Source organism: Pseudomonas sp. KH_040, assembly GCF_057839305.1.
The window spans coordinates 5,045,844-5,067,606 of sequence record NZ_CM174487.1; the positions used below are offsets into that span (position 1 = coordinate 5,045,844).

Here is a 21,763-nt window from a genome sequence, read left to right on the forward strand (position 1 = left end):
ACCGCGGTGCGGCCATCGCTGGCAAGCCAGCTCCCACAGTGACCGCGTCGCACACAAAATGTGTGGACGCCTCCGCCCCTGTGGGAGCTGGCTTGCCAGCGATTGGGCATCACGCCATTTTCACGCCAGGCGTCAGGGCGGCAGGCAACACCAGACTCGGGGTTTCCAGCGACGCCACCGGGTACGCGCAGTAATCCGCTGCGTAATAGGCGCTGGCGCGATGATTGCCCGAGGCACCGACACCGCCAAACGGCGCGCTGCTCGCCGCACCGGTCAGTTGTTTGTTCCAGTTGACGATACCGGCACGGCTTTCCAGCCAGAACTGCTGATAACGTGCTTCGGAATCCGACAGCAAACCGGCGGCCAGACCATAAGCAGTGTCATTCGCCTCAGCGATCGCCGCTTCAAAATCAAGGTAGCGAATCACTTGCAACAACGGGCCGAACAACTCTTCGTCCGGACGCTCGGCAACAGCGCTCACATCGAGAATGCCCGGCGTGAGCAGCGCGGCTTGTGCCTGCGGCTGCGTCATCGCCAGCAACGACACCGCGCCGTTAGCCAACAGATGTTCTTGAGCGTCCATCAGCGCTTTCGCCGCGCCGAGGGAAATCACTGAACCCATGAACGGCGCCGGTTGCTGATCGAATGCACCGACCTCAATCGTCGAGCTGACTTCAACCAAACGCTTGAGCAGGCTGTCGCCCCAGGCGCCTTGCGGTACCAGCAAGCGGCGCGCACACGTGCAACGCTGACCGGCAGAAATGAACGCCGACTGAATGATCGTGTAAACAGCCGCATCGAGATCGGCGACTTGGTCGACCACCAACGGGTTGTTGCCGCCCATTTCCAACGCCAGAATCTTGTCCGGACGCCCGGCAAATTGCTGATGCAGATGATTGCCGGTGCGGCTCGAACCGGTGAAAAACAGACCATCGATGCCCGGATTCGCCGCCAGCGCGATACCGGTTTCGCGAGCGCCTTGCAGCAGGTTCAAAACGCCTGCCGGCAGGCCGGCTTCGATCCAGCACTTGACTGTCAGCTCGGCGACTTTCGGGGTCAGTTCGCTTGGCTTGAACAGCACGCTGTTACCCGCCAGCAGCGCCGGAACGATGTGGCCGTTCGGCAGGTGACCGGGGAAGTTGTAAGGACCGAACACCGCCACCACACCGTGTGGCTTGTGGCGCAGCACGGCGGTGGCGTCGCCCAACGGGCCGCTCTTCTCGCCAGTGCGCTCGCGGTAGCTCTGCACCGAGATCGCGATCTTGTTGACCATGCTGGTGACTTCGGTCGCGGCTTCCCACAACGGCTTACCGGTTTCCTCACCGATGGTGCGGGCCAGTTCGTCAGCGTGGCTTTTCAGCGCGGCGGCGAACGCCTCCAGCACAGTGATGCGCTCGTCCAGCGAACGCCGCGCCCAGCCCGGAAACGCCTGACGTGCAGCCTGCACCGCCGACTCGACTTGAGCGGTGGTTGCGCCCTCCCCCGACCACAGCACTTGCTGAGTCACCGGGTTCAGCGATTGAAAAGCTTCGCCCTGACCGGCCAGCCACTCACCTGCGATGTATAGCGAATTCATTATTTCGACTCCCGTGCAGCGGACAACGCCACGGCGCGCACTTGATCGCCAGCGTTGAGTTGAAGACGTTTGGCGGTCTGCGGATCGACCACCAGGGTGCCGGCAGCCAGACGCGCCGGCGCAGCAGTGATGCGGCAGTCTTCGCGTTTGCGGTTATGGATGATGAACGGCGTGGCGTCTTCGCCCGGTGTGCCAACGGCCAGCACCAGCGCTTCACTGTCACGCACCGCGCGGATCTTGCCGGTTTCGCATTCGATGGCCGGGCCGGCGTCGAAGATGTCGACGTAACCCTGATAGCTGAACCCTTCGCCCTTGAGCATCGCCAGGGCCGGCTCGGTGTCCGGGTGCACCTGACCGATGACGTTACGTGCGCCTTCGGACAGAAAGCAGGTGTACAGCGGAAATTTCGGCATCAGCTCGGCGATGAAAGCTTTATTGCCGACACCAGTCAGGTAATCGGCCTGGCTGAATTCCATTTTGAAGAAGTGCCGACCGAGGCTTTCCCAGAACGGCGAACGGCCGGCGTCATCGGAGACACCGCGCATTTCGGCGATGATCTTGTTGCCGAACAGTTCCGGGAACTCAGCGATGAACAGCATCCGCGCCTTCGACAGCATGCGACCATTCAGACCGCTGCGATAATCGGCGTGCAGGAACAACGAGCACAGCTCGGAATTGCCGGTCAGGTCGTTAGCCAGAAACAGCGTCGGAATCTCGCGATAGATGTTCAGCTCTTGCGAAGCACTGACGGTCAGGCCGACACGGAAGTTGTACCAAGGCTCACGCATACCGACCGCACCGGCAATGGCGGAAATCCCCACCACGCGGCCGTCATCGTCTTCGAGCACGAACAGGTAGTCCGCATCACCACGACCGGCTTCACCGCGAAAGGTCTTCTCGGCCCAGCCGACCCGGTGGGCCAGACGTTCTTCGTTGGCCGGCAACGTGGTCAGGCCGGTGCCGGTGCTGCGGGCCAGGTCGATCAGAGCGGATAAATCGCTGCTGCGTACGGGACGAACAATCATGCTATCTCCTCAAACGGGCCGCCTTCGCCACCCGTGAAACTCGCTAAGGCGTTAAACCGCCACCAGGCGCACACTGGCACCTTCACCGACGCCCAGGGCTTCGGCTGCTTCCAGATCCAGAGTCACCGGTTTGCCCGGCGCGTAATCCAGCTCCAGCAGCACCGCGCGGTAATCCTGCAACTGCGCGTTGGCCACCAGATACTGGCGCCCGGCACCTTTCACCGGCTCGCCGATCTTCACCGGCACCACGCGGCTCTGGGCGATCGAACGGATCCCCGAAACACGCGCATGCAGGGTCGGGCCACCGTCGAAAATGTCGATGTAGTGATCGGTCTCGAAGCCTTCGCGCATCAGGATGTCGAAGGTGATCTGCGCACGCGGGTGAACCTGGCCCATCGCCTCTTGGGCGGAGTCCGGCAGCAGCGGCACGTAGATCGGGTAATGCGGCATCAGTTCGGCGAGGAACGTGCGGCTTTTCAGCCCGCACAGACGCTCGGCTTCGGCGTAGTTGAGGTCGAAGAAGTTGCGACCGATCGCATCCCAGAATGGCGAGTCGCCGTTCTCGTCGCTGTAACCGACGATCTCGGTCACCACCGAATCGGCGAAACGCTCCGGGTGGCTGGCAACGAACAGCAGACGGCCACGGGAGTTGAGCTCTGACCACGGCGAACCGACCAGCTCGCGCTGCACGTAGAAACTGGTCAGCAAGCTGTTGCCGGTCAGGTCATGGCACTGCGAAAGCACGTGGATCTTGTTGTGGATCTTCAGCTCGCGCGAAGCGTGGACGAAGGTCTCGTTGCGGAAGCTGTAGAACGGCTCCGAATAACCGGCCGAGGCGACAATCGCCGAGCAACCGACCAGCTTGCCGGTGGTGGAATCTTCGAGGACGAAGAAGTAGCTCTCTTCACCGTTGAAGCTCACTTCGGCGGCAAACGAAGCTTCGCTCGCAGCGATCTTGTCGCTCAGACGTTCCACGTCATCCGGCAAGGAAGTGACACCAATCGGGCTGTCCGCAGCCAGACGCTGTACCTCGCCCAGATCAGCCATTTGCGCGGGGCGCATCACCAGCATGGTGTCACTCCTTTCTCTTATAAATTCACAGAAAAAATAACCGGGCCTACATGGAGATCAATGTAGGAGTGAGCCTGCTCGCGATTGCGGTCTGTCAGAAACCAATGAGTCGACTGACAGACCGCAATCGCGAGCAGGCTCACTCCTACAGTTGATCTGGTCCGGCATAAAATTTTGATCGACGCCTGAAAAGCTCCAGGCGTCGAAGGGTCTATCAGGCTTGCGTCAGTGCTGCGGCAGCGCGTTCGAAGCGGTCGAGACCGGCATCGATATCGGCGTCTTCCACCACCAGGCTCGGCGCGAAACGGATCACGTCCGGGCCGGCTTGCAGAATCATCAGGCCTTCTTTTTCAGCGGCGTTGAAGATGTCTTTGGCCTTGCCTTTCCAGGCATCGCTCAGCACGCAACCGATCAACAGACCGAGGCCACGCACCTGAGTGAACAGGCCGTACTTCTCGCCGATCTGCTCAAGGCGCGCCTTGAACTTGTCGTGCTTGGCGTTCACGCCGTTCAGCACTTCTGGCGTGTTGATCACGTCGATCACCGCTTCCGCGACCGCGCACGCCAGCGGGTTGCCGCCGTAAGTGGTGCCGTGAGTACCGACGACCAGATGCTTGGCCAGCGCTTCGGTGGTCAGCATGGCCGCGATCGGGAAACCGCCGCCCAGGCTCTTGGCGCTGGTGAGGATGTCCGGAGTCACGCCGTAATGCTGGTAGGCGAACAGCTTGCCGCTGCGGCCCATGCCGGTCTGCACTTCGTCGAACACCAGCAGCGCGTTGTTCGCGTCGCACAGTTCGCGGGCACCTTGCAGGTAAGCCAGTTCGGCCGGCAGCACGCCGCCTTCGCCCTGGATCGGTTCCAGCACGACCGCACAGGTCTTGTCGGACACCGCCGCTTTCAGCGCGGCCAGATCGTTGTAAGGGACGTGGGTAATGCCGGTGATTTTCGGGCCGAAACCGTCGGAGTACTTCGACTGGCCACCGACGTTGACGGTGAACAGGGTACGGCCGTGGAAGCTGTTCAGCGCGGCGATGATTTCGTACTTCTCAGAGCCGAAACGGTCGAACGCCACACGACGGGCCAGCTTGAACGCGGCTTCGTTGGCCTCGGCACCGGAGTTGCAGAAGAACACGCGCTCGGCGAACGTGGCATCGATCAGCTTGTGCGCCAGGCGCAGGGCTGGCTCGTTGGTGAACACGTTGGACACGTGCCACAGCTTGTTCGCTTGCTCGGTCAGTGCACCGACCAGCGCCGGGTGCGCGTGGCCCAATACGTTGACGGCGATGCCGCCGGCGAAGTCGATCAGCTCGCGGCCGGCCTGATCCCAGACGCGGGAACCGGCGCCACGCACTGGAATGAAAGCGGCAGGCGCGTAGTTGGGAACCATTACCTGGTCGAAATCGGCGCGTTGTACCGCAGCGTGCTCAACGGACATCGGAGTCTCCTGATGAGAAACACTCGCCTGAAACTGGCGAGCTTGGTGAGGATTGTAAGGACAGTTTTCAGCCCGGCCTTGTCGCCAAGCGACAACTTCTTATAGCGCAAACCCCGGATTTTCACGGGTTTACGGCAATGCGACATATAGCGTCGCAAAGGCGCAGTTTAACGGGCGCCGCCGATTTGCGGCAGGCTGCAGAGAATACCAACTCCACCCCGCGACAAAGATATAAATATGTACCGCACAAGAGGGGTCGCTTCCTGATTTGCTGCGCGTTCTTTTCAACGCCAAGGATTGGCCCATGCACCTGACTCAGCCACCACCGCCAGTCTCGACTGCCGCGAGCGACGCGCAGCATCACGACGACCACTACCTGCCACTGAAAAACGCCGTACCCGACTGGCTCGGCAACACTTCATCGACCCGCCGCCAGGCGCTCCAGGACAGCCTGCCCCGTCTGTCCACTTCACTCCAATCGGTCCCCGCCGAACAGCATCAAAAGATGAAAACCCTCAACGCCGCGCACTGGGCCGCGCAAAGCCAAGTCGATCAAAGCCTCGACCACCTGCAAGACGCCAGCGCCTTTGCCGAGCCCTTGCTCAAACAGGAACTGAACAAATCCTTCGGACTGGATCTGGATGTGCGCAATACCTTTGTGCGCCTGTACATCCCCGCAACCACCCCGTGGCTCCCGATCAGAACGGGCACGCGCGCCTGGACGGTCTCGTTACTGGAAGCCGCGCTGCACAACTTCGAGGAAGCGGAAACCCGTGACGACGCCTTCGACGTTGACTCGACCTTCGTCACCCGGCCCTCCACCACCGGCCAGTTCATGACCCTGCCGTCGATCAAGGCCAAACTGAGCATTGCCGCCTTCACCCAGCTGTGCCGAAGGCTGGATCTCGGTGCTCAGTACAAAGCCCATCTCGAAGACAACCTCGGCTATACCGATCCGATGGTGGCGTCTGTACTGCGCAGCAAACTGGACGACAGTCAGAAGGCCGCGATGAAAGCCGCCCTGCAATGGGCGCGGATGAATCGCGATGTGTCGGAAAGTTATTTTCGCTTGATCGACGCCGTGCTCGACGGCATGAGAGGGCTGTATGTCGGCGGCGCGCCCGTGCGGTGCCATGACATGGGGATGCTGTGCGCGCCGCTCACCGGTATCGTCGTCTTTGCCCCCGACCTGTATGCATCGCGCACCCCGGCGCGGGTGGTGGCCTACGTCCCGGATGATCCCGAGCACCCTTTCAAGGAATACGCATCGACCTACGAACTGTTTGCCGAACTGACGCGCCAGCTGCGTTCGAAAGACTATCAGCAGTTTTTCAGCCGCTTCGTGAACCACGAACATCGCGGCTTTTTCTTCAGCACCCTCAACAGCCGCTTGAGCCAAATGACATGGCATCCGCCGGAGTCCGGCAGCTCATTGCCCGCTTGGCGCGAAACACCTGTAGAACGACCGGATCTGCAAACCACACTGACACCGTTCCAGGTCGATCTGTGGCAACACCTCTATCAATCGAAACTGAGCAAGATCTTCAACGATGCCCGGGTGATCGCCGTGCCCACCGCCATGGTGGACCAAAAAGCACGCTGGGTTTTCTGGGATTCGGTGAGCAACATCATCTCGAGCATCGTCCAGGCCGCCGCGTTGATCGTAGCGCCGTTCGTGCCGGTCCTGGGTGAAGCGATGATGGCGTACATGGCGTATCAAATGCTCGATGAAGCTTTCGAGGGCATCATCGAATGGGGACAGGGACGCACGAGCGAAGCGTTCGAACACCTGATGGGCACCGTCGAATCGCTGATCCAACTGGGTATCTTCGGCATGGGCGGCGCGATTGGTGCCGGCGAGTTTCGCAAGGTCTTGCCCAAGGAAGTGGTCGCCTTCATCGACCGCTTCAAGCCTGTACGACTGGCCAATGGCAAAACCCGCTACTGGGATCCCGATCTGGCCCGCTACCAGCACACGGCAGTGCCCGATGCCGGTTCAACGCCCAATGAACTGGGCCTGTACCCGCATCAAGGCAAGCAACTGCTGCCACTGGAAGACGCTCATTTTGCCGTGAGCGAAGGTGCGATTCCCGGCCAATACACGATCGAACATCCCACTCGGCCCGACGCCTACCAACCGACGGTGCGGCACAATGGCGCCGGTGCCTGGCACACCGAACTGGAACAACCACTGGAATGGGACACCGACACGGCGCTGCGGCGAATCAATCCTTCCATCGAGACATTCTCGCCTCCAGAGCGCGAGACAATCCTGCGTGTCAGTGGCGTCAATGAAGATGCCGTACGCAAGATGCATGTCGATCAAGAAACTCCACCTCCCCTGTTGGCCGACAGCATTCAGCGGTTCAAGATCGATCAACAACTGCAACGCTTTATCGATCAACTCGACAGCAACGTGGCTGAGCAATACCTGCGTGCCGATCCGGCGACACAACTGCAACTGCTGACGCAACACGGCCGCTGGCCGAGCAGCCAACGCCTGCGTCTGGTTGATCAACGAGGCGAACTGCTCTGGCAATCCTCGGCGGACGCAACCTTGCCGCTGACCGAGCTTCGCCAGGACAGCCTGATCGATGGCGACCTGCTCAAGACCCTGCTGGCTTCTCTCGACGAGCAGCAAATCAAAGCGTTGCTCGCAGAACCTTTCAGCGGGCCGACGCCCTCGCTGGAAGTTCGCAGTCAGATGCTGCGCAAGCAACTGGCCCATCTCGCCCGACGCCAGCGAAGCTCGCTGTTCGACTCGCGCTATCAGGTCCTTCAGCACATTGACGATCCATTGGCCCAAACAATCATCGACCACGATCCGACACTGCCGGCCAGCCTCGTCCGTGAACTGCTCGACACCGCCAGCGGTAGTGAATTGATACAGATAAGCAACGGAGAACTGCCGCCGCGCCAACAGGAATTCATGCAACTGGCCAATCAGGAAGTGCGTGTCACCCGCGCTTACGAAGGCCTGGAACTGAACGCCTTGAGCAATGCCGATTCCGATTCCCTTGCGCTGCACAGCCTCAAGCTGCTGCCAGGCTGGAGCGGCGATGTGCGCCTCGAAATCCGCGACGGACGTTACGAAGGCGCGGTACTCGACAGCATCGGACGCGAAGATGCGCCCGCTCGGAAAGTACTGGTTCGCCAACAGGACGGCCGCTATCAACCTTACGACGACCGCGGCCAGGAGCTGCATTCGGCCACGGATTTTTACTCCAGTCTGTTGTACGCATTACCGGACGGCGAACGTCAGAATCTGAACCTGCAGATCGGCCAGGGCGACGCGTTGAGTGCCGCAGTTCGTCAGCGATCACTTGAACGCGAGGAGCTACGCACCGTGCTGTTCGAAGCGCCGATCAGCCAACCGGCCGTGGACACGCTACGCCTGGCAGGCTTCGGCAATGATCGACTGAACGCACCCAGAAGCCTTGAAAATGCCGATTTTTTTGAAGCGGGTGAACTCGGTGCGATCGGCATCGAAAATCAGGACAACCTGGTGACCACAGGTCAGCGAATCGTTAGTCCCGAAGAGCGCGTGCAGGCGATCTATCGAGGCATGTCCAACGAGGAGGCGCGTAATTTCGTTGCGGTTTTCCAGAACAACACGGTTGAGTTCAACGCGGAACTGGCCAGGCGCCGCAACGAATACTTCAAGCTCAGTAATGACCTGCGTAACTGGGAAATCGACGTCCCCGCCAATGACCCTGTCAGCGGCCTGCCGTTGACCTATATCGAACGCCGGGCAGCCCTGCAGAATCGCGCGCAGTTCCGAGAAGCGCTACTGCGTTGCTGGCGCAGGCAAACCCGGGGTCCCGCTGGGTACATGTTGCAGATTGCGCAACCCGTACTGGGGGAACTACCCGCACTGGAAGCGGACTTCAGCCACGTCGTCATGCTCTCCATCAATGGCAGCGCCAATACCAGGGCAGTGGACACCTTTATGCAACGCTTCACGGGCCTGCTGTATCTGGATGCGCAAAACCTCGATCTGCCGAGCCTGCCCCAATCGTTCACTGCAATGCCCAACCTGCGCCAGTTGATCTTGCGCGACTGCGGCATCACCCACTCGGCAACCAATCAGGCAGTGCTTGCATCGTTACCCAACCTTTCGCTGCTGGATCTGCGGGGCAATCCATTGGGCACGCCTCCCGACGTCAGCGCGATGCCTTCGTTGCGTTATCTCAATCTGACCAAGACAGACATCTCCTCACTGCCGGCCAACCTGCTCGATCACCCGAGACTGATCACCGGCAATTTCGATGGCAACCAGATCAGCGACATACCGGACGTTTTTTTCAACCTGACCAGCTCACTCAGTGACGGCTTCGGTTTTGCCGACAACCCGCTGTCGGCCGCCACCCGAGAGAAAGTGAAAACGTACTATAACCACACAGGCAAACATTTCGGAGTACGCCCGGATCCAGCCGATATTTTGCGCACCACCACGTTGTTTCCTGATCTGAATGCCGACCAGGCCAGTGAATTGTTGTATCGGCTTCCCGGCACATTGACTGACAGCCAGGCTCAGCTCGCCAGTTGGGAGGCCGAGCTCGCAACGTTGAAGACTGAACTCGGCGAATGGGCCAACCAGACACCTGCGCTCGACCCCGTTTTCAATCGACCTTTGACGCTGGATGAGCAAGCACTGGAGCGCAGTGCACGGGATGAGTTTCGGCAAAAACTGGAGCGTTTCTGGCGCACCCGATCAGCGTCTCTCAGAGAAAGCGAGCTGACCGCAACGTTTGATTTCATGGGCGACCTGCCGGCCTTGAGTGCCAATTTCGAGCATGTCTCGCGACTGACACTGACGGGCAATAAAAACCTCACGGCAGTACTGCCGTTCATTCAGCGCTTTGAGAATCTGACCACACTGGAATTGCACGCCTTCGACCTAGAGCCGATTGCCCTTTCGCAGATCAGGATGCCCCGCCTCAGCGTATTGGAACTCAACGATTGCGGCGTGGTGCTGACCCCTGAAAATCAGGCGACACTGGTTTCCCTGAACAACCTGCATACGCTGGACCTGAGCAACAATCCCCTGGGGACATTCCCCGAGCTGAACCTGCTCCCCGAACTGACCTACCTCGATTTATCCAACTGCGGCCTCAACGTGACGCCTGACGGGCTGGCCAGTCATCCGAATCTGCGCACTGCAATTATCAGCGGTAACCGCATCAGCGAAATCCCCGATGCGGTGTTCGAGCTGTCGGCCAATCAGAGTGACGGCTTCGACTTTTCCGACAACCCGCTGTCGGTGGCCACACGCAACAAAGTGAAAACCTATTACAGACGCACCGGACAAGACTTCGATGTGCGCGCAGAGACTAGCGATATCGCCCTCATGCGAGATCTGTTTCCGTCCCTGGATGAACAGGAGGCCAGCGATGTGATCTACGACTTGCCCGGAACCCTGGCCGATAGCAGGATTCAGCTCGTCAGGTGGCGGGCCGAGCTTAATCAGCTGACTTCGGACCTGACCGCTTGGGCACCGCAAGTTCCCAGCGTTCATCCCTTGACGGGTGAAGCTCTCACGGCCATTGAACTGTTTGACCAATACGCCGCCCGCTCCGAATTTGGCCAACAGCTGGAACGCTTCTGGCGTCGCCGGTCGGTCGAATCAGGCATGCGTGCGGATTTTTTTGAGTCCGACTTGAGGTTCATCGGTGACCTGCCGCAACTGACAACGGACTTCTCTCATGTCGTTGGTGTGAAGCTCAAGGGCAATGCCGCTATCGGTGCCCCCGACGCGTTCATCGATTTGTTCGTCAACACACGCGAGCTGGACCTGCAACAGTTTCCACTGGGTGAAATACCGCAGTCCGTGACCCACCTGCCGAAGCTCACGGAACTGACATTGAGAGACTGCGGCGTGACACTCAGCCCCGCCGACCAGAACACCCTCGCGACACTGAGCGACCTTGAACTGCTGGACCTGAGTCACAATCCACTGGCGGCGATACCCGACCTGCAGCCGCTGCCTGCCATGCGTGACATTCTGCTTTCGAACTCCGGCATTACGGCACTGCCCAATGGCTTCGCCGATCACCCGAATCTGAAAAACGCCTTGTTGAACGGCAACCGCATCACCAATCTGCCCGAAACTTTTTTCAGCCTCGATCTGGACCTCGCCGACGGCACCAATCTGGCCAGCAATCCACTGTCCCTGCCCACTCGCGAGCGCATCAAAACCTACTATGTCGAGCACGGACGCCATTTTGACGTGATGCCGGATGTAGGCGACCTAGCCAGCGCACAAAGGTTGTATCCATGGATGGACATCGACGATGCCAGTCACATGATCTATCACTTGCCCGGCACGCTGCGGGCGGGCACTGAGCAACTGCTGCGCTGGGAAGCGGAAATCAGACAGATGATCAGCGACTTGAGCGCTTGGTCCGAACGCATACCGTTGCGCAATCCCATGACTGGCGAAATCCTGAGCGTACCTGAGCGCGTGGAAGAACAATTCAAGAGGAGAGAGTTCAGTCAAAATCTGGAACAGTTCTGGCGCGCCAGAAACACCGACAAGCCCGAGCTGAGGCTCAATACGCTAGATATCGTTGCTCACTTTGCGGGGGAACTGCCGTCGCTGTCTGCCGACTTCAGCCACGTCGTCCGCTTGTCCATTCAGGGTAATGAAATGCTAAATGCCCCGGACAGTTTCCTGATGTGCTTCAAGGGATTGCAAGCCATGGAGCTGCGCGGCTTCAAGCTGGGCCGCATGCCACGGGCGCTGGCACTCATGCCTTCCCTCGAAACACTGATGCTGAACAGTTGCGGTGTGGTACTCGACGCCATGGGCCAGGCCACGCTTAGCGCGATGAGCGGGTTGAAAGGACTGGACTTGTACAACAACCCTCTGGGCACTGCGCCGGATGTCGGAGCATTACGCGCGCTGTCGGCCCTGGATCTTTCCCGCACCGGTATTACTCAGGTGCCCGCCGGCGTGGGGCAGTTACCTCGCCTGCGTGACACGTTCCTCAGCGAAAACGCCATTGTCGAATTGCCGGAAGACTTGACTGGCTTTGGCACCAACGGGGTTGTCCTGAGGGCCAATCCACTGTCCACAGCCTCAAAAAACCGGATAAAGGCCTTCTACCAACTCAGTTATCAGAACCTGGGCGTTTTGGCTGAGCAGGCTGACATTGCCCTGGCGCGAGACCTGTATCCCGCCATCAGTGAAGCCGATGCCAATCATCTGGTCTATGGCCTGCCCGGGACAATGGCCGAAGGACGCATCGAATTGCTGCGTCGCCAGAGCGACCTCGCCACGCTACTGCGCGAGCTTGAGGTGTGGGCGCGGGAGGTTCCGCGTGATCCGCTCACAGGCGCTAACATGGGCGACGAAGCACTACGCCAGGAAAACGCCAGACGCAGCTGGTTCAGGGATGGCCTGGAACAAAGCTTGCGCGTAGCGCCGGGAGGCCTGGCCTCTTCTGAGGTAGCCCTTGATCTGTCTTTCCATGGCGAGTTGCCGAAACTGAGCGGGCGTTTCGAGCAGACCAGCAAACTGACACTGACAAGTACTGCCAACGTGCACCCTCGGGTTGACCGATTGCTTGAGCTGTTCCCGTCACTCAAAAAACTGGATATTCGCGCCTATCAACTCAACGAGATTCCCGCCTCAATCTTGCGCATGAGCAATCTGACCAGCCTGGAACTGCCCCATTGCCGCATCGTACTGACTGAGCAAACCGTGAATGCACTGGCGGCGATGGAAAACCTGCGCATTCTTGACTTGAGCCACAATCCGTTGGGGCTGACACCGGACCTGAGAAACTTCAACGCGTGTCGCTCTCTGCGATTGAGCAACACGGGACTGACCGACGTACCGGCCGGCCTTTTTGCGATGCCGCAGCTGACGTATGCAGATCTTTCCGCCAACGCCATCATCGAACTCCCCGACCCACTGCCCTCTCCTGCTGACGGTAGAGGTGCCACCTATGACTTCAGCAACAATCCACTAAGCCTGGAGAGTCAGCAGCGTTTGACTATTTACAATGCGACCAATGAAACGCGACTGCAGGAGGAGCGAGAATGGCTGGCCAGCGCTTACCAAGCGCTGGACAACTTCAGGGATATGTCGTTTTCCGATTGAGCCAGACGTACGCCGAGACCTAACCGCGCTCTGGCGGCACTGACGACAATTCGAACGGACTGCTGCTGCGCCGCTGGTTGCGATCTTCCCGCGGCGTGGCGCCGAAGAAGTTGCGATAGGCGCTGGAGAAATGCGGCCCCGAGGAGAAGCCACACGAAAGGCCGATCTGGATGATCGACTTGCTGGTTTGCATCAACATCTGCCGGGCCTTGTTCAGGCGCAATTCCAGGTAGTACTGGCTCGGCACACGGTTGAGGTATTGCTTGAAGATGCGCTCCAGTTGGCGACGCGACACGCACACGTGTTGGGCGATTTCGTCGGTGGTCAGTGGCTCTTCGATGTTGGCTTCCATCAGCAACACCGCTTGAGTGAGCTTCGGATGGCTGGAGCCGAGACGGTTCTGCAGCGGGATGCGCTGACGCTCGCCGCCTTCACGAATGCGTTCAACCACCAGTTCTTCCGAGACTGCACCGGCCAATTCCGCACCGTGATCGCGGGCCAGCACCGCCAGCAACAGATCGAGCACGGACATGCCACCGCAGGCGGTCAGGCGATCGCGATCCCAGTCGAACAAGTGACTGGTGGCGATGACTTTCGGAAAACGCTCGGCGAAATCGTCCTGCCAGCGCCAGTGCACGGCAGCGCGATAACCGTCGAGCAAACCGAGTTGCGCCAGCGGGTACACACCCGCGGACAGACCGCCGATGACCGTGCCGGCACGCACCAGTTGCTTCAGTGCACTGCTGAGCGCCGGCGCCAACGTGGTCGGTGGCTCGTCAGCGAGCAGGAACAGTTTCTGGAAATTTTCGAGTTTGCCGGCCCACGCTTCGCCGGGTAATTGCCAGGCACCTTCGGCGGGTGGCTCGGCTTGCAGGAACGACAGTTCGTAAACCACATCCGGGTGCACCCGCTGAGCAACACGCAAGGCTTCCTCCGCCAGCGCCAGCGTCAACGCTTTAGTGCTGGGCCAAATCAGGAAACCAATTCGATGGGCAGTCATGGGCGGGCAATCCGAAACGAAGAACAGTGATGAAGGCATGGGCCAATGCTAGCCCGTAAATGAACACAAATCTTGAGCCTGACGCAGATCCACCATCGGCACTGGAATGCCATTCCCATGTAGGAGCTGTCGAGTGGAACGAGGCTGCGATCTTTTGATCTTCAAAAACAGATCAAAAGATCGCAGCCTTCGGCAGCTCCTACAGTGGATTGGAGCCAACCTTCAGGTCGCGAAGCATGACCTGATTTGGTGCATAACGGCAGCGATTACTTGAGGCTGCCCGAGAGGAATTGCTGCAAACGTTCCGATTGCGGATTCACCAGCACTTCGCGCGGGTTGCCGCTCTCTTCCACCACACCTTTGTGCAGGAACACCAACTGGTTCGACACTTCACGGGCAAAACCCATTTCGTGCGTAACCACAACCATGGTGCGACCTTCCTGCGCCAGCGCTTGCATGACTTTCAGCACGTCGCCCACCAGTTCCGGGTCGAGGGCCGAAGTCGGTTCGTCGAACAGCATCACCTCTGGCTCCATTGCCAGCGCACGGGCAATCGCCACGCGCTGTTGCTCGCCACCGGACATGTGCCCCGGGAACGCATCTTTACGATGGGCCACGCCGACCTTGTTCAGGTAGTACTCGGCTTTTTCACGCGCTTCGTACTTGGGTACGCCGAGCACGTGAACCGGCGCTTCCATGATGTTTTCAATCGCGGTCATGTGCGACCACAGGTTGAAATGCTGGAACACCATCGACAGGCGCGAACGCATGCGTTGCAGCTGCTTCGGATCAGCGGCTTTCAGCGCGCCGTCCTTGTTCGCTACCAGTTTCAGCTCTTCGTTGTTGAGCAGAATCTTGCCCGCGTGCGGCTGCTCGAGCAGGTTGATGCAGCGCAGGAAAGTACTTTTGCCGGAGCCACTGGAGCCGATGATGCTGATCACATCGCCGGCTGCCGCTTTCAGGGACACGCCCTTGAGCACTTCGTGACTGCCATAGCGTTTATGCAGGTCTTGGACTTCAAGTTTGTACATGCGGTCGGTTCTCACAAAAACAGTCAGTCAGTCGTTGAGCAAGCGCCCGTGACGCAGCGCTTCGCGCCCCGCCACCTTGGCCAGCCAGAAACCGGGTTGGGCATAACGCAGCCGTTCAATGGCAAACAGCACCCCGGAGGTACCAGCACATACCGTGCTGACCCGATCGGACAGAGGATCAATCACTTCAAAAATATCGTCGCCGGCCTCGACCCATTCGCCGGGCTTGCGCAGAAAACTCACGACGCCCGGATGCGGTGCGAACAGCAACTCGGTGCCTTCGAACGGCATGCCTTCACAGGCTTCGTGTGCTGGGTTCGGCCACTCGCCGGTGATCAGGCCTTGCCCGGCGAGGAACGCAAGAATGCCTTCAGCATACGCCTGCGCTTCGGCGCGACCGGTATCGGCCTGACCGCCCAGCTCAATGGTCGTCGCCAGACAGGCCAGCGGAATCTGCGCATCAGGGAACTGCCGCGACAGACGCAACCATGGCAACGAACAGGCTTCATCGAACGAGCTACCGCCGGAATCTTCCGCCAGCAATCCGACCTTCACATTCAGGTGCGCCGCCAGCGAACGCCACTGCGGCCAGTGTTGCGGCAACGCGTACATGTGCAGCGCGGCTTCAGCATCGCAGTGCAAATCAAGCACCACATCAGCGGTGCAAGCGTGGCTGAGCAACACCCGCTGCATGCCTTGCAACTGGCTGCTTGCCTCTGGCAATGCCGCCAGATGATCGGCCATGGCCTGACGGATCAGACGCACATTGGCGTGCGGATCATCACCGAGGCTTTCAGCCAAAGCTGCCGCAACCGGCGCGCTCAGTTCGACGAAATCACGGTTGAAATTTTTGCCGCTGCCTGCCTCGAAACGGCCCTGGTGATTGCCTTGCAGCAATTGCCCGAGGCCCAACGGGTTAGCGACCGGTACCAGCTCGATGACACCGTTGAGCAAGCCTTTGGCTTCGAGTTCGCCGAGGCGCTTTTTCAGCTCCCAAGCGGTGCGCATGCCCGGCAATTCATCAGCATGGAGGCTGGCCTGAATGTAGGCCTTGCGCTCGCCATGCCCAAAGCGAAAGACCGAAATCTTGCGCTCGCTGCCCAGGTGGCTCCACGGCAATACGTGGTCGATGCGTTCCATATCAGTGCTTCCGCGGGGCCAGGTAGCTCAACCAGCGACGCTCGGCCAGTTTGAACAGCTTGACCAGAATGAACGTCAGGCACAGGTAGAACACGCCGGCGGTGATGTACGCCTCGAACGGCAGATAGAACTGCGCGTTGACGGTACGCGCCGCGCCAGTGATGTCGATCAAGGTCACGATGGAGGCCAGACTGGTGGTCTGCAGCATCATGATCACTTCGTTGCTGTACTGCGGCAGTGCCCGGCGCAGGGCCGATGGCAGCAGGATGCGCTTGTACAGTTTAAAGCGCGACATGCCCATGGCCTTGGCTGCTTCGATCTCACCGTTTGGCGTGGCCTTGAGGCTGCCGGCAATGATCTCAGCGGTGTAGGCGCTGGTGTTGACCGCGAACGCCAGACACGCACAGAACGTTGCGCTGGACAGCCACGGCCACAAGAAGCTTTCGCGTACCGCTTCGAACTGCGCCAGACCGTAGTAGATCAGGAACAGTTGCACCAACATCGGCGTGCCCCGGATCACGTAGGTGTACAGCCACGCGGCGCCGTTGACGACCGGGTTCTTCGAGACGCGCATCAGCCCCAGCGGCAGGGCCGCGAGCAGACCGAAAAACAGCGACAGCGCGAGCAGTTTGAGGGTGGTCAGCAGGCCGCCGAGGTACAGCGGCATGGCCTCCCAAATGACGTTGTAGTCGAAGATCATAGATCAGCCGCCCTTACGCCTACCGAGTAGCGCTTCTCAAGTTGACGCAGGATCAGCAACGAAACACTGGTGATCACCAGGTACATCGCCGCCACTGCGAGGAAGAAGGTGAAAGGCTCGCGAGTGGCATCTGCCGCCTGCTTGGCCTTGAACATCATGTCTTGCAGACCGACCACGGAAATCAGCGCGGTCGCCTTGGTCAGAACCAGCCAGTTGTTGGTGAAGCCCGGAATCGCCAGGCGAATCATCTGCGGCACCATCACCCGGAAGAACACCTGAAAACTGCTCATGCCGTACGCCATGCCGGCTTCGGCCTGACCTTTGGGAATGGCCATGAACGCGCCACGGAAGGTTTCCGACAGGTACGCACCGAAAATGAAACCGAGGGTGCCGATACCGGCGGCCAGCGGATTCAGGTCGATGTAGTCGTCATAACCGAGCATCGGTGCGACGCGGTTGAGCAAATCCTGGCCGCCGTAGAAGATCAGCAGGATCAGCACCAGATCGGGAATCCCGCGGATCACCGTGGAATACAGATCGCCCAGCCAGGCCAGCCAGCGCACCGGCGACAGGCGCAACGCGACACCGATCAGCCCGAGAACGATGGCCAGAGCCATGGACGACAAGGCGAGCTGAAGCGTCAGCCATGCGCCATCGAGGATGACAGCCCCGTAGCCTTTCAACATGATTCAGGTCCTCGAAAGTTGGGATGAAAAAATGGCGCAAACCGCAGAGATCCTGTTGCTTGCGCCATTTCGGACTTGTCGCAGAGACGTGTTACTTGCCGTAGATATCGAAGGCGAAGTACTTGTCCTGGATTGCTTTGTATTTGCCGTTTTCGCGGATGGCCGCGATGGCAGCGTTGATCTTGTCTTTCAGGGCGTCGCCCTTACGTACCGCGATGCCTACGCCGTCGCCGAAGTATTTGACGTCGGTGAACGCCGGGCCTGCGAACGCGAAGCCTTTGCCGGCGTCGGTGTTGAGGAAGCCATCTTGCAGCAGGGTGGCGTCAGCCACGGTACCGTCGAGACGACCGGCGGCCACGTCGAGGTAGATTTCGTTCTGCGAGCCGTACGGCTTGATCTCGGCACCCAGTGGCGCGAGGACTTCACGAGCGAAACGCTCGTGGATCGAACCACGTTGTACGCCGATGTTCTTGCCCTTCAGCTCAGCCAGACCTTCGCTGACCTGAGTACCGGACTTCATGACCAGACGTGCCGGGGTGTTGTAGTACTTGTTGGTGAAGTCGACCGACTTCTTGCGATCTTCAGTGATCGACATCGACGACAGAATCGCGTCGATCTTGCGCACTTTCAGTGCCGGGATCAGACCGTCGAACTCTTGCTCGACCCACACACACTTGACCTGCATCTGCTCGCACAGAGCGTTGCCGATGTCGTAGTCGAAACCGACGATGCTGCCATCCGGTGCTTTCGAGGCGAACGGAGGGTAAGCCGCTTCGATACCGATCTTCAGAGGTTTTTCGTCAGCGAAGGCGTTCATCGACAGCACGGACAGTGCCAGGGCGCCAAGCAGCACAAGTTTCTTCATCTTGGGACTCCATCGGTAAAGGGCAAAAACGGCAGAGTGAGCGACAGCCCAATATGCGAATGGGTGAATCGGGAAATCGGTTGCTGCATCGGTGGGAAATTTCCCATTGAAACCGTCAGAGATTTCAACGTCAGCCACGATGAGCGAGTGATCGGCATTCTAACGACAGGCCCGAAGCCGATATTTCTTCAATGCGACAACTAATTACAGATGCACAGAGAAAGCGACTTTGGCACATTGACAGCCCTGCGATTTCATGCAAGAGCGAAAGACAGTGAACCGATCTATGCTGCAAATTGCGGGCCTATTATTCGCAAACCCTTCTAATCCGGCAAGCGCAGCGTTGTGTCTTATTTTTCACCGGGGGTTTCGAGGCTCTAAAACGGGGCGATGCGTTTCCCTTTGCCCCGCTCCGGGGCAGGCGGTTACACATTCGGTTACGTGGAACGCGGCGGGTAACAGCGGGAAAGGTCTTACGGGGGAGATCGATAATTATTGGTTGGGTGTTCTTGTGTTCCGACAATGGACTACACAGTTGCCTGACAGATTGCTATCGCTGGCAAGCCAGCTCCCACAGGGATATGCGGCGAAGCTGAAATTTCCGACACACCACAAACTCTGTGGGAGCTGGCTTGCCGGCGATTAGGCCAGAGCAGCCACCCCCAATATGCGCTGAAACCAAAATCTCCAACACACCACAAAACCTGTGGGAGCTGGCTTGCCAGCGATTAGGCCAGAGCAGCCACCCCCAATATGCGCTGGAACCAAAATCTCCAACGCACAACAAAACCTGTGGGAGCTGGCTTGCCAGCGATTAGGCCAGAGCAGCCACCCCCAATATGCGCTGGAACCAAAATATCCAACACACCACAAAACCTGTGGGAGCTGGCTTGCCAGCGATTAGGCCAGAGCAGCCACCCCCAATATGCGCTGGAACCAAAATTTCCAACACACCACAAAACCTGTGGGAGCTGGCTTGCCAGCGATTAGGCCAGAGCAGCCACCCCCAATATGCGCTGAAACCAAAATTTCCAACACACCACAAAACCTGTGGGAGCTGGCTTGCCAGCGATTAGGCCAGTCCTACCATCACAAAACCTCAGACACAAAAAAGCCCTGTCCGGCCTACACCGAACAGGGCTTTTCAGCACATCAATCTACTACTTAAGCAACATTCATGGTCTTGTGCGTATCAATCAAATGCTGCACCACACCCGGATCCGCCAACGTCGAGATATCCCCCAACCCGTCATATTCCGCCGTGGCAATCTTGCGCAGAATGCGGCGCATGATCTTGCCCGAGCGCGTCTTCGGCAGCCCCGGCGCCCACTGGATCACGTCCGGCGAAGCGATCGGCCCGATCTCTTTGCGCACCCAGTTCTTCAACTCCAGACGCAACTGCTCGGTCGGCTCCTCGCCATTTTTCAACGTGACATAGACATAAATGCCTTGCCCCTTGATGTCATGCGGCACACCCACCACCGCCGCCTCAGCGACTTTCGGATGCGCAACCATCGCGCTCTCGATCTCGGCCGTGCCCATACGGTGACCGGACACGTTGAGCACGTCATCGACACGCCCGGTGATCCAGTAGTAACCATCGGCATCACGGCGCGCGCCGTCACCGGTGAAGTACATGCCACGGAAGGTCTTGAAGTAGGTATCAACGAAACGATCGTGGTCGCCATACAGCGTGCGCGCCTGACCTGGCCACGAATCGAGAATCACCAGATTGCCTTCAGCCTCGCCCTCGATGATGTTACCGAGGTTGTCGACCAGCGCCGGCACCACACCAAAGAACGGACGTGCTGCCGAACCCGGCTTCAGCGCGTGAGCACCCGGCAACGGACTCATCATGTTGCCGCCGGTTTCGGTCTGCCACCAGGTATCGACGATCGGGCAACGCGACTTGCCGACATTCTTGTAGTACCAGTCCCACGCTTCCGGGTTGATCGGCTCGCCGACCGAACCGAGCAGACGCAGGCTGCTGCCATCAGCGCCTTCAACCGCAGCCTGACCCGAGGCCATCATCGCGCGAATCGCGGTCGGCGCGGTGTAGAGGATGTTGACCTTGTGCTTGTCGACGATCTTCGCCACCCGGGTGATGTCCGGATAGTTCGGCACGCCTTCGAACAGCAGCGTGGTTGCGCCATTGGCCAGCGGGCCGTAGACGATGTAGCTGTGGCCGGTGACCCAGCCGACGTCGGCGGTGCACCAGTAGACTTCGCCCGGACGGTAGTCGAACACGCGCTCATGGGTCATCGCCGCGTACAGCAGATAACCGCCGGTGGTGTGTTGCACGCCCTTCGGCTTGCCGGTCGAGCCGGAGGTATAAAGGATGAACAGCGCTTCTTCGGCGCCCATCTCTTTCGGCGCGCAAACGGTGCCCGCCACTTTCATCAGGTCTTCGTACCAGATGTCGCGATGCTGGTTCCACTTGATGTCGCCGCCGGTGCGCTTGCACACGATGACTTTCTGGATGCTGCTGGTTTCCGGGTTGGTCAGCGCGTCGTCGACGTTGGCCTTGAGGGAAATCTTCTTGCCAGCGCGGATGCCTTCGTCAGCGGTGATCACCACTTTCGATTTGCAGTCGATGATGCGACCGGCCAGGGCTTCCGGCGAGAAACCGCCGAACACCACCGAGTGAATCGCGCCGATCCGGGTGCAGGCCAGCATGGCGACCACGGCTTCGGGAATCATCGGCATATAAATGGTCACCACGTCGCCGCGGTGCACGTCCTGACCACGCAGGGCGTTGGCCAGTTTGCAGACTTGTTCGTGCAGTTCGCGGTAGGTGATGTTGCGGCTCTCGGAAGGATCGTCGCCTTCCCAGATGATCGCGACTTGATCGCCGCGCTCGGCCAGGTGACGGTCGAGGCAGTTGTAGGAAACGTTCAGGGTGCCGTCGGCAAACCACTTGATGTCGACATGGTGATCGTCGAACGACGTCTGCTTCACCGTGGTGAAAGGTTTGATCCAGTCGAGACGCTTGGCTTGCTCGCGCCAGAAGCCGTCAGGGTTGACGACCGACTGCTGGTACATGGCTTTGTAGGTCGCCTCGTCAGTCAGCGTGTTAGCCAGAACCTCGGGACGAACGGGATACAGAGAAGCCGCACTCATCTTTCCT

The 21,763-nt window shown here is 59.4% G+C and carries 12 protein-coding genes; 1 reads left to right on the top strand and 11 read right to left on the bottom strand.

What is annotated here, in order from left to right; genetic code table 11:
• Window positions 1-109: 109 nt before the first annotated feature.
• From astD to AC3IUF_RS22500, 4 genes are all read right to left on the bottom strand, one after another.
• Window positions 110-1,579: a succinylglutamate-semialdehyde dehydrogenase gene (gene astD, locus AC3IUF_RS22485; RefSeq protein WP_489281697.1), complete on the bottom strand. Its 1,470-nt coding sequence runs from the start codon at window positions 1,577-1,579 to the stop codon at window positions 110-112.
• Window positions 1,576-2,601, bottom strand: a complete 1,026-nt coding sequence (gene astA / locus AC3IUF_RS22490; protein ID WP_007919351.1) for an arginine N-succinyltransferase — start codon at window positions 2,599-2,601, stop codon at window positions 1,576-1,578. The genes astD and astA overlap by 4 nt, the downstream gene beginning before the upstream one ends.
• A 51-nt stretch (window positions 2,602-2,652) precedes the next feature.
• A complete protein-coding gene (aruF, locus tag AC3IUF_RS22495; RefSeq protein WP_007919353.1) occupies window positions 2,653-3,672 on the bottom strand; it encodes an arginine/ornithine succinyltransferase subunit alpha in 1,020 nt (339 codons plus the stop codon).
• Between the two features lie 214 nt (window positions 3,673-3,886).
• Window positions 3,887-5,107: an aspartate aminotransferase family protein gene (locus AC3IUF_RS22500; RefSeq protein ID WP_007912711.1), complete on the bottom strand. Its 1,221-nt coding sequence runs from the start codon at window positions 5,105-5,107 to the stop codon at window positions 3,887-3,889.
• Between the two features lie 304 nt (window positions 5,108-5,411).
• Here AC3IUF_RS22500 and AC3IUF_RS22505 point away from each other — a divergent pair, with 304 nt between their 5' ends.
• The gene (locus tag AC3IUF_RS22505) at window positions 5,412-13,214 is read left to right on the top strand and encodes a dermonecrotic toxin domain-containing protein (RefSeq protein ID WP_489279336.1); all 7,803 of its coding nucleotides are present in this window, start codon (window positions 5,412-5,414) and stop codon (window positions 13,212-13,214) included.
• A gap of 19 nt (window positions 13,215-13,233) precedes the next feature.
• On the opposite strand, the gene argR is transcribed toward AC3IUF_RS22505, so the two are convergent.
• The 7 genes from argR to acs all read right to left on the bottom strand — a co-directional run bounded on the left by argR (window position 13,234) and on the right by acs (window position 21,756).
• Window positions 13,234-14,214: a transcriptional regulator ArgR gene (gene argR / locus AC3IUF_RS22510; protein ID WP_007912706.1), complete on the bottom strand. Its 981-nt coding sequence runs from the start codon at window positions 14,212-14,214 to the stop codon at window positions 13,234-13,236.
• A 266-nt stretch (window positions 14,215-14,480) separates the two neighbouring features.
• Complete coding sequence (locus AC3IUF_RS22515; RefSeq protein ID WP_007912705.1) at window positions 14,481-15,245, bottom strand: ABC transporter ATP-binding protein; 765 nt, start codon at window positions 15,243-15,245, stop codon at window positions 14,481-14,483.
• 27 nt (window positions 15,246-15,272) lie between these two features.
• Window positions 15,273-16,385, bottom strand: a complete 1,113-nt coding sequence (locus tag AC3IUF_RS22520; RefSeq protein ID WP_489279338.1) for a M14 family metallopeptidase — start codon at window positions 16,383-16,385, stop codon at window positions 15,273-15,275.
• A gap of 1 nt (window position 16,386) precedes the next feature.
• On the bottom strand, window positions 16,387-17,085 hold the full coding sequence (locus AC3IUF_RS22525; RefSeq protein ID WP_007912703.1) for an ABC transporter permease: 699 nt from the start codon (window positions 17,083-17,085) through the stop codon (window positions 16,387-16,389).
• Entirely contained in the window at window positions 17,082-17,771 is a 690-nt protein-coding gene (locus AC3IUF_RS22530; protein ID WP_007912702.1) for an ABC transporter permease, read from the bottom strand. Before AC3IUF_RS22530 ends, AC3IUF_RS22525 begins: the two co-directional genes overlap by 4 nt.
• Window positions 17,772-17,862: 91 nt before the next feature.
• Window positions 17,863-18,636, bottom strand: a complete 774-nt coding sequence (locus AC3IUF_RS22535; RefSeq protein WP_007912701.1) for an ABC transporter substrate-binding protein — start codon at window positions 18,634-18,636, stop codon at window positions 17,863-17,865.
• A gap of 1,164 nt (window positions 18,637-19,800) precedes the next feature.
• Window positions 19,801-21,756: an acetate--CoA ligase gene (acs, locus tag AC3IUF_RS22540; protein WP_007912698.1), complete on the bottom strand. Its 1,956-nt coding sequence runs from the start codon at window positions 21,754-21,756 to the stop codon at window positions 19,801-19,803.
• Window positions 21,757-21,763 lie beyond the last annotated feature (7 nt).

Coding starts and splice junctions, on each gene's coding strand:
- AC3IUF_RS22520 (WP_489279338.1), bottom strand. CDS start 16,385: ATGGAACGCATCGACCACGTATTGCCGTGGAGCCACCTGGGCAGCGAG.
- astA (WP_007919351.1), bottom strand. CDS start 2,601: ATGATTGTTCGTCCCGTACGCAGCAGCGATTTATCCGCTCTGATCGAC.
- acs (WP_007912698.1), bottom strand. CDS start 21,756: ATGAGTGCGGCTTCTCTGTATCCCGTTCGTCCCGAGGTTCTGGCTAAC.
- AC3IUF_RS22500 (WP_007912711.1), bottom strand. CDS start 5,107: ATGTCCGTTGAGCACGCTGCGGTACAACGCGCCGATTTCGACCAGGTA.
- AC3IUF_RS22505 (WP_489279336.1), top strand. CDS start 5,412: ATGCACCTGACTCAGCCACCACCGCCAGTCTCGACTGCCGCGAGCGAC.
- AC3IUF_RS22530 (WP_007912702.1), bottom strand. CDS start 17,771: ATGTTGAAAGGCTACGGGGCTGTCATCCTCGATGGCGCATGGCTGACG.
- aruF (WP_007919353.1), bottom strand. CDS start 3,672: ATGCTGGTGATGCGCCCCGCGCAAATGGCTGATCTGGGCGAGGTACAG.
- AC3IUF_RS22525 (WP_007912703.1), bottom strand. CDS start 17,085: ATGATCTTCGACTACAACGTCATTTGGGAGGCCATGCCGCTGTACCTC.
- AC3IUF_RS22535 (WP_007912701.1), bottom strand. CDS start 18,636: ATGAAGAAACTTGTGCTGCTTGGCGCCCTGGCACTGTCCGTGCTGTCG.
- AC3IUF_RS22515 (WP_007912705.1), bottom strand. CDS start 15,245: ATGTACAAACTTGAAGTCCAAGACCTGCATAAACGCTATGGCAGTCAC.
- argR (WP_007912706.1), bottom strand. CDS start 14,214: ATGACTGCCCATCGAATTGGTTTCCTGATTTGGCCCAGCACTAAAGCG.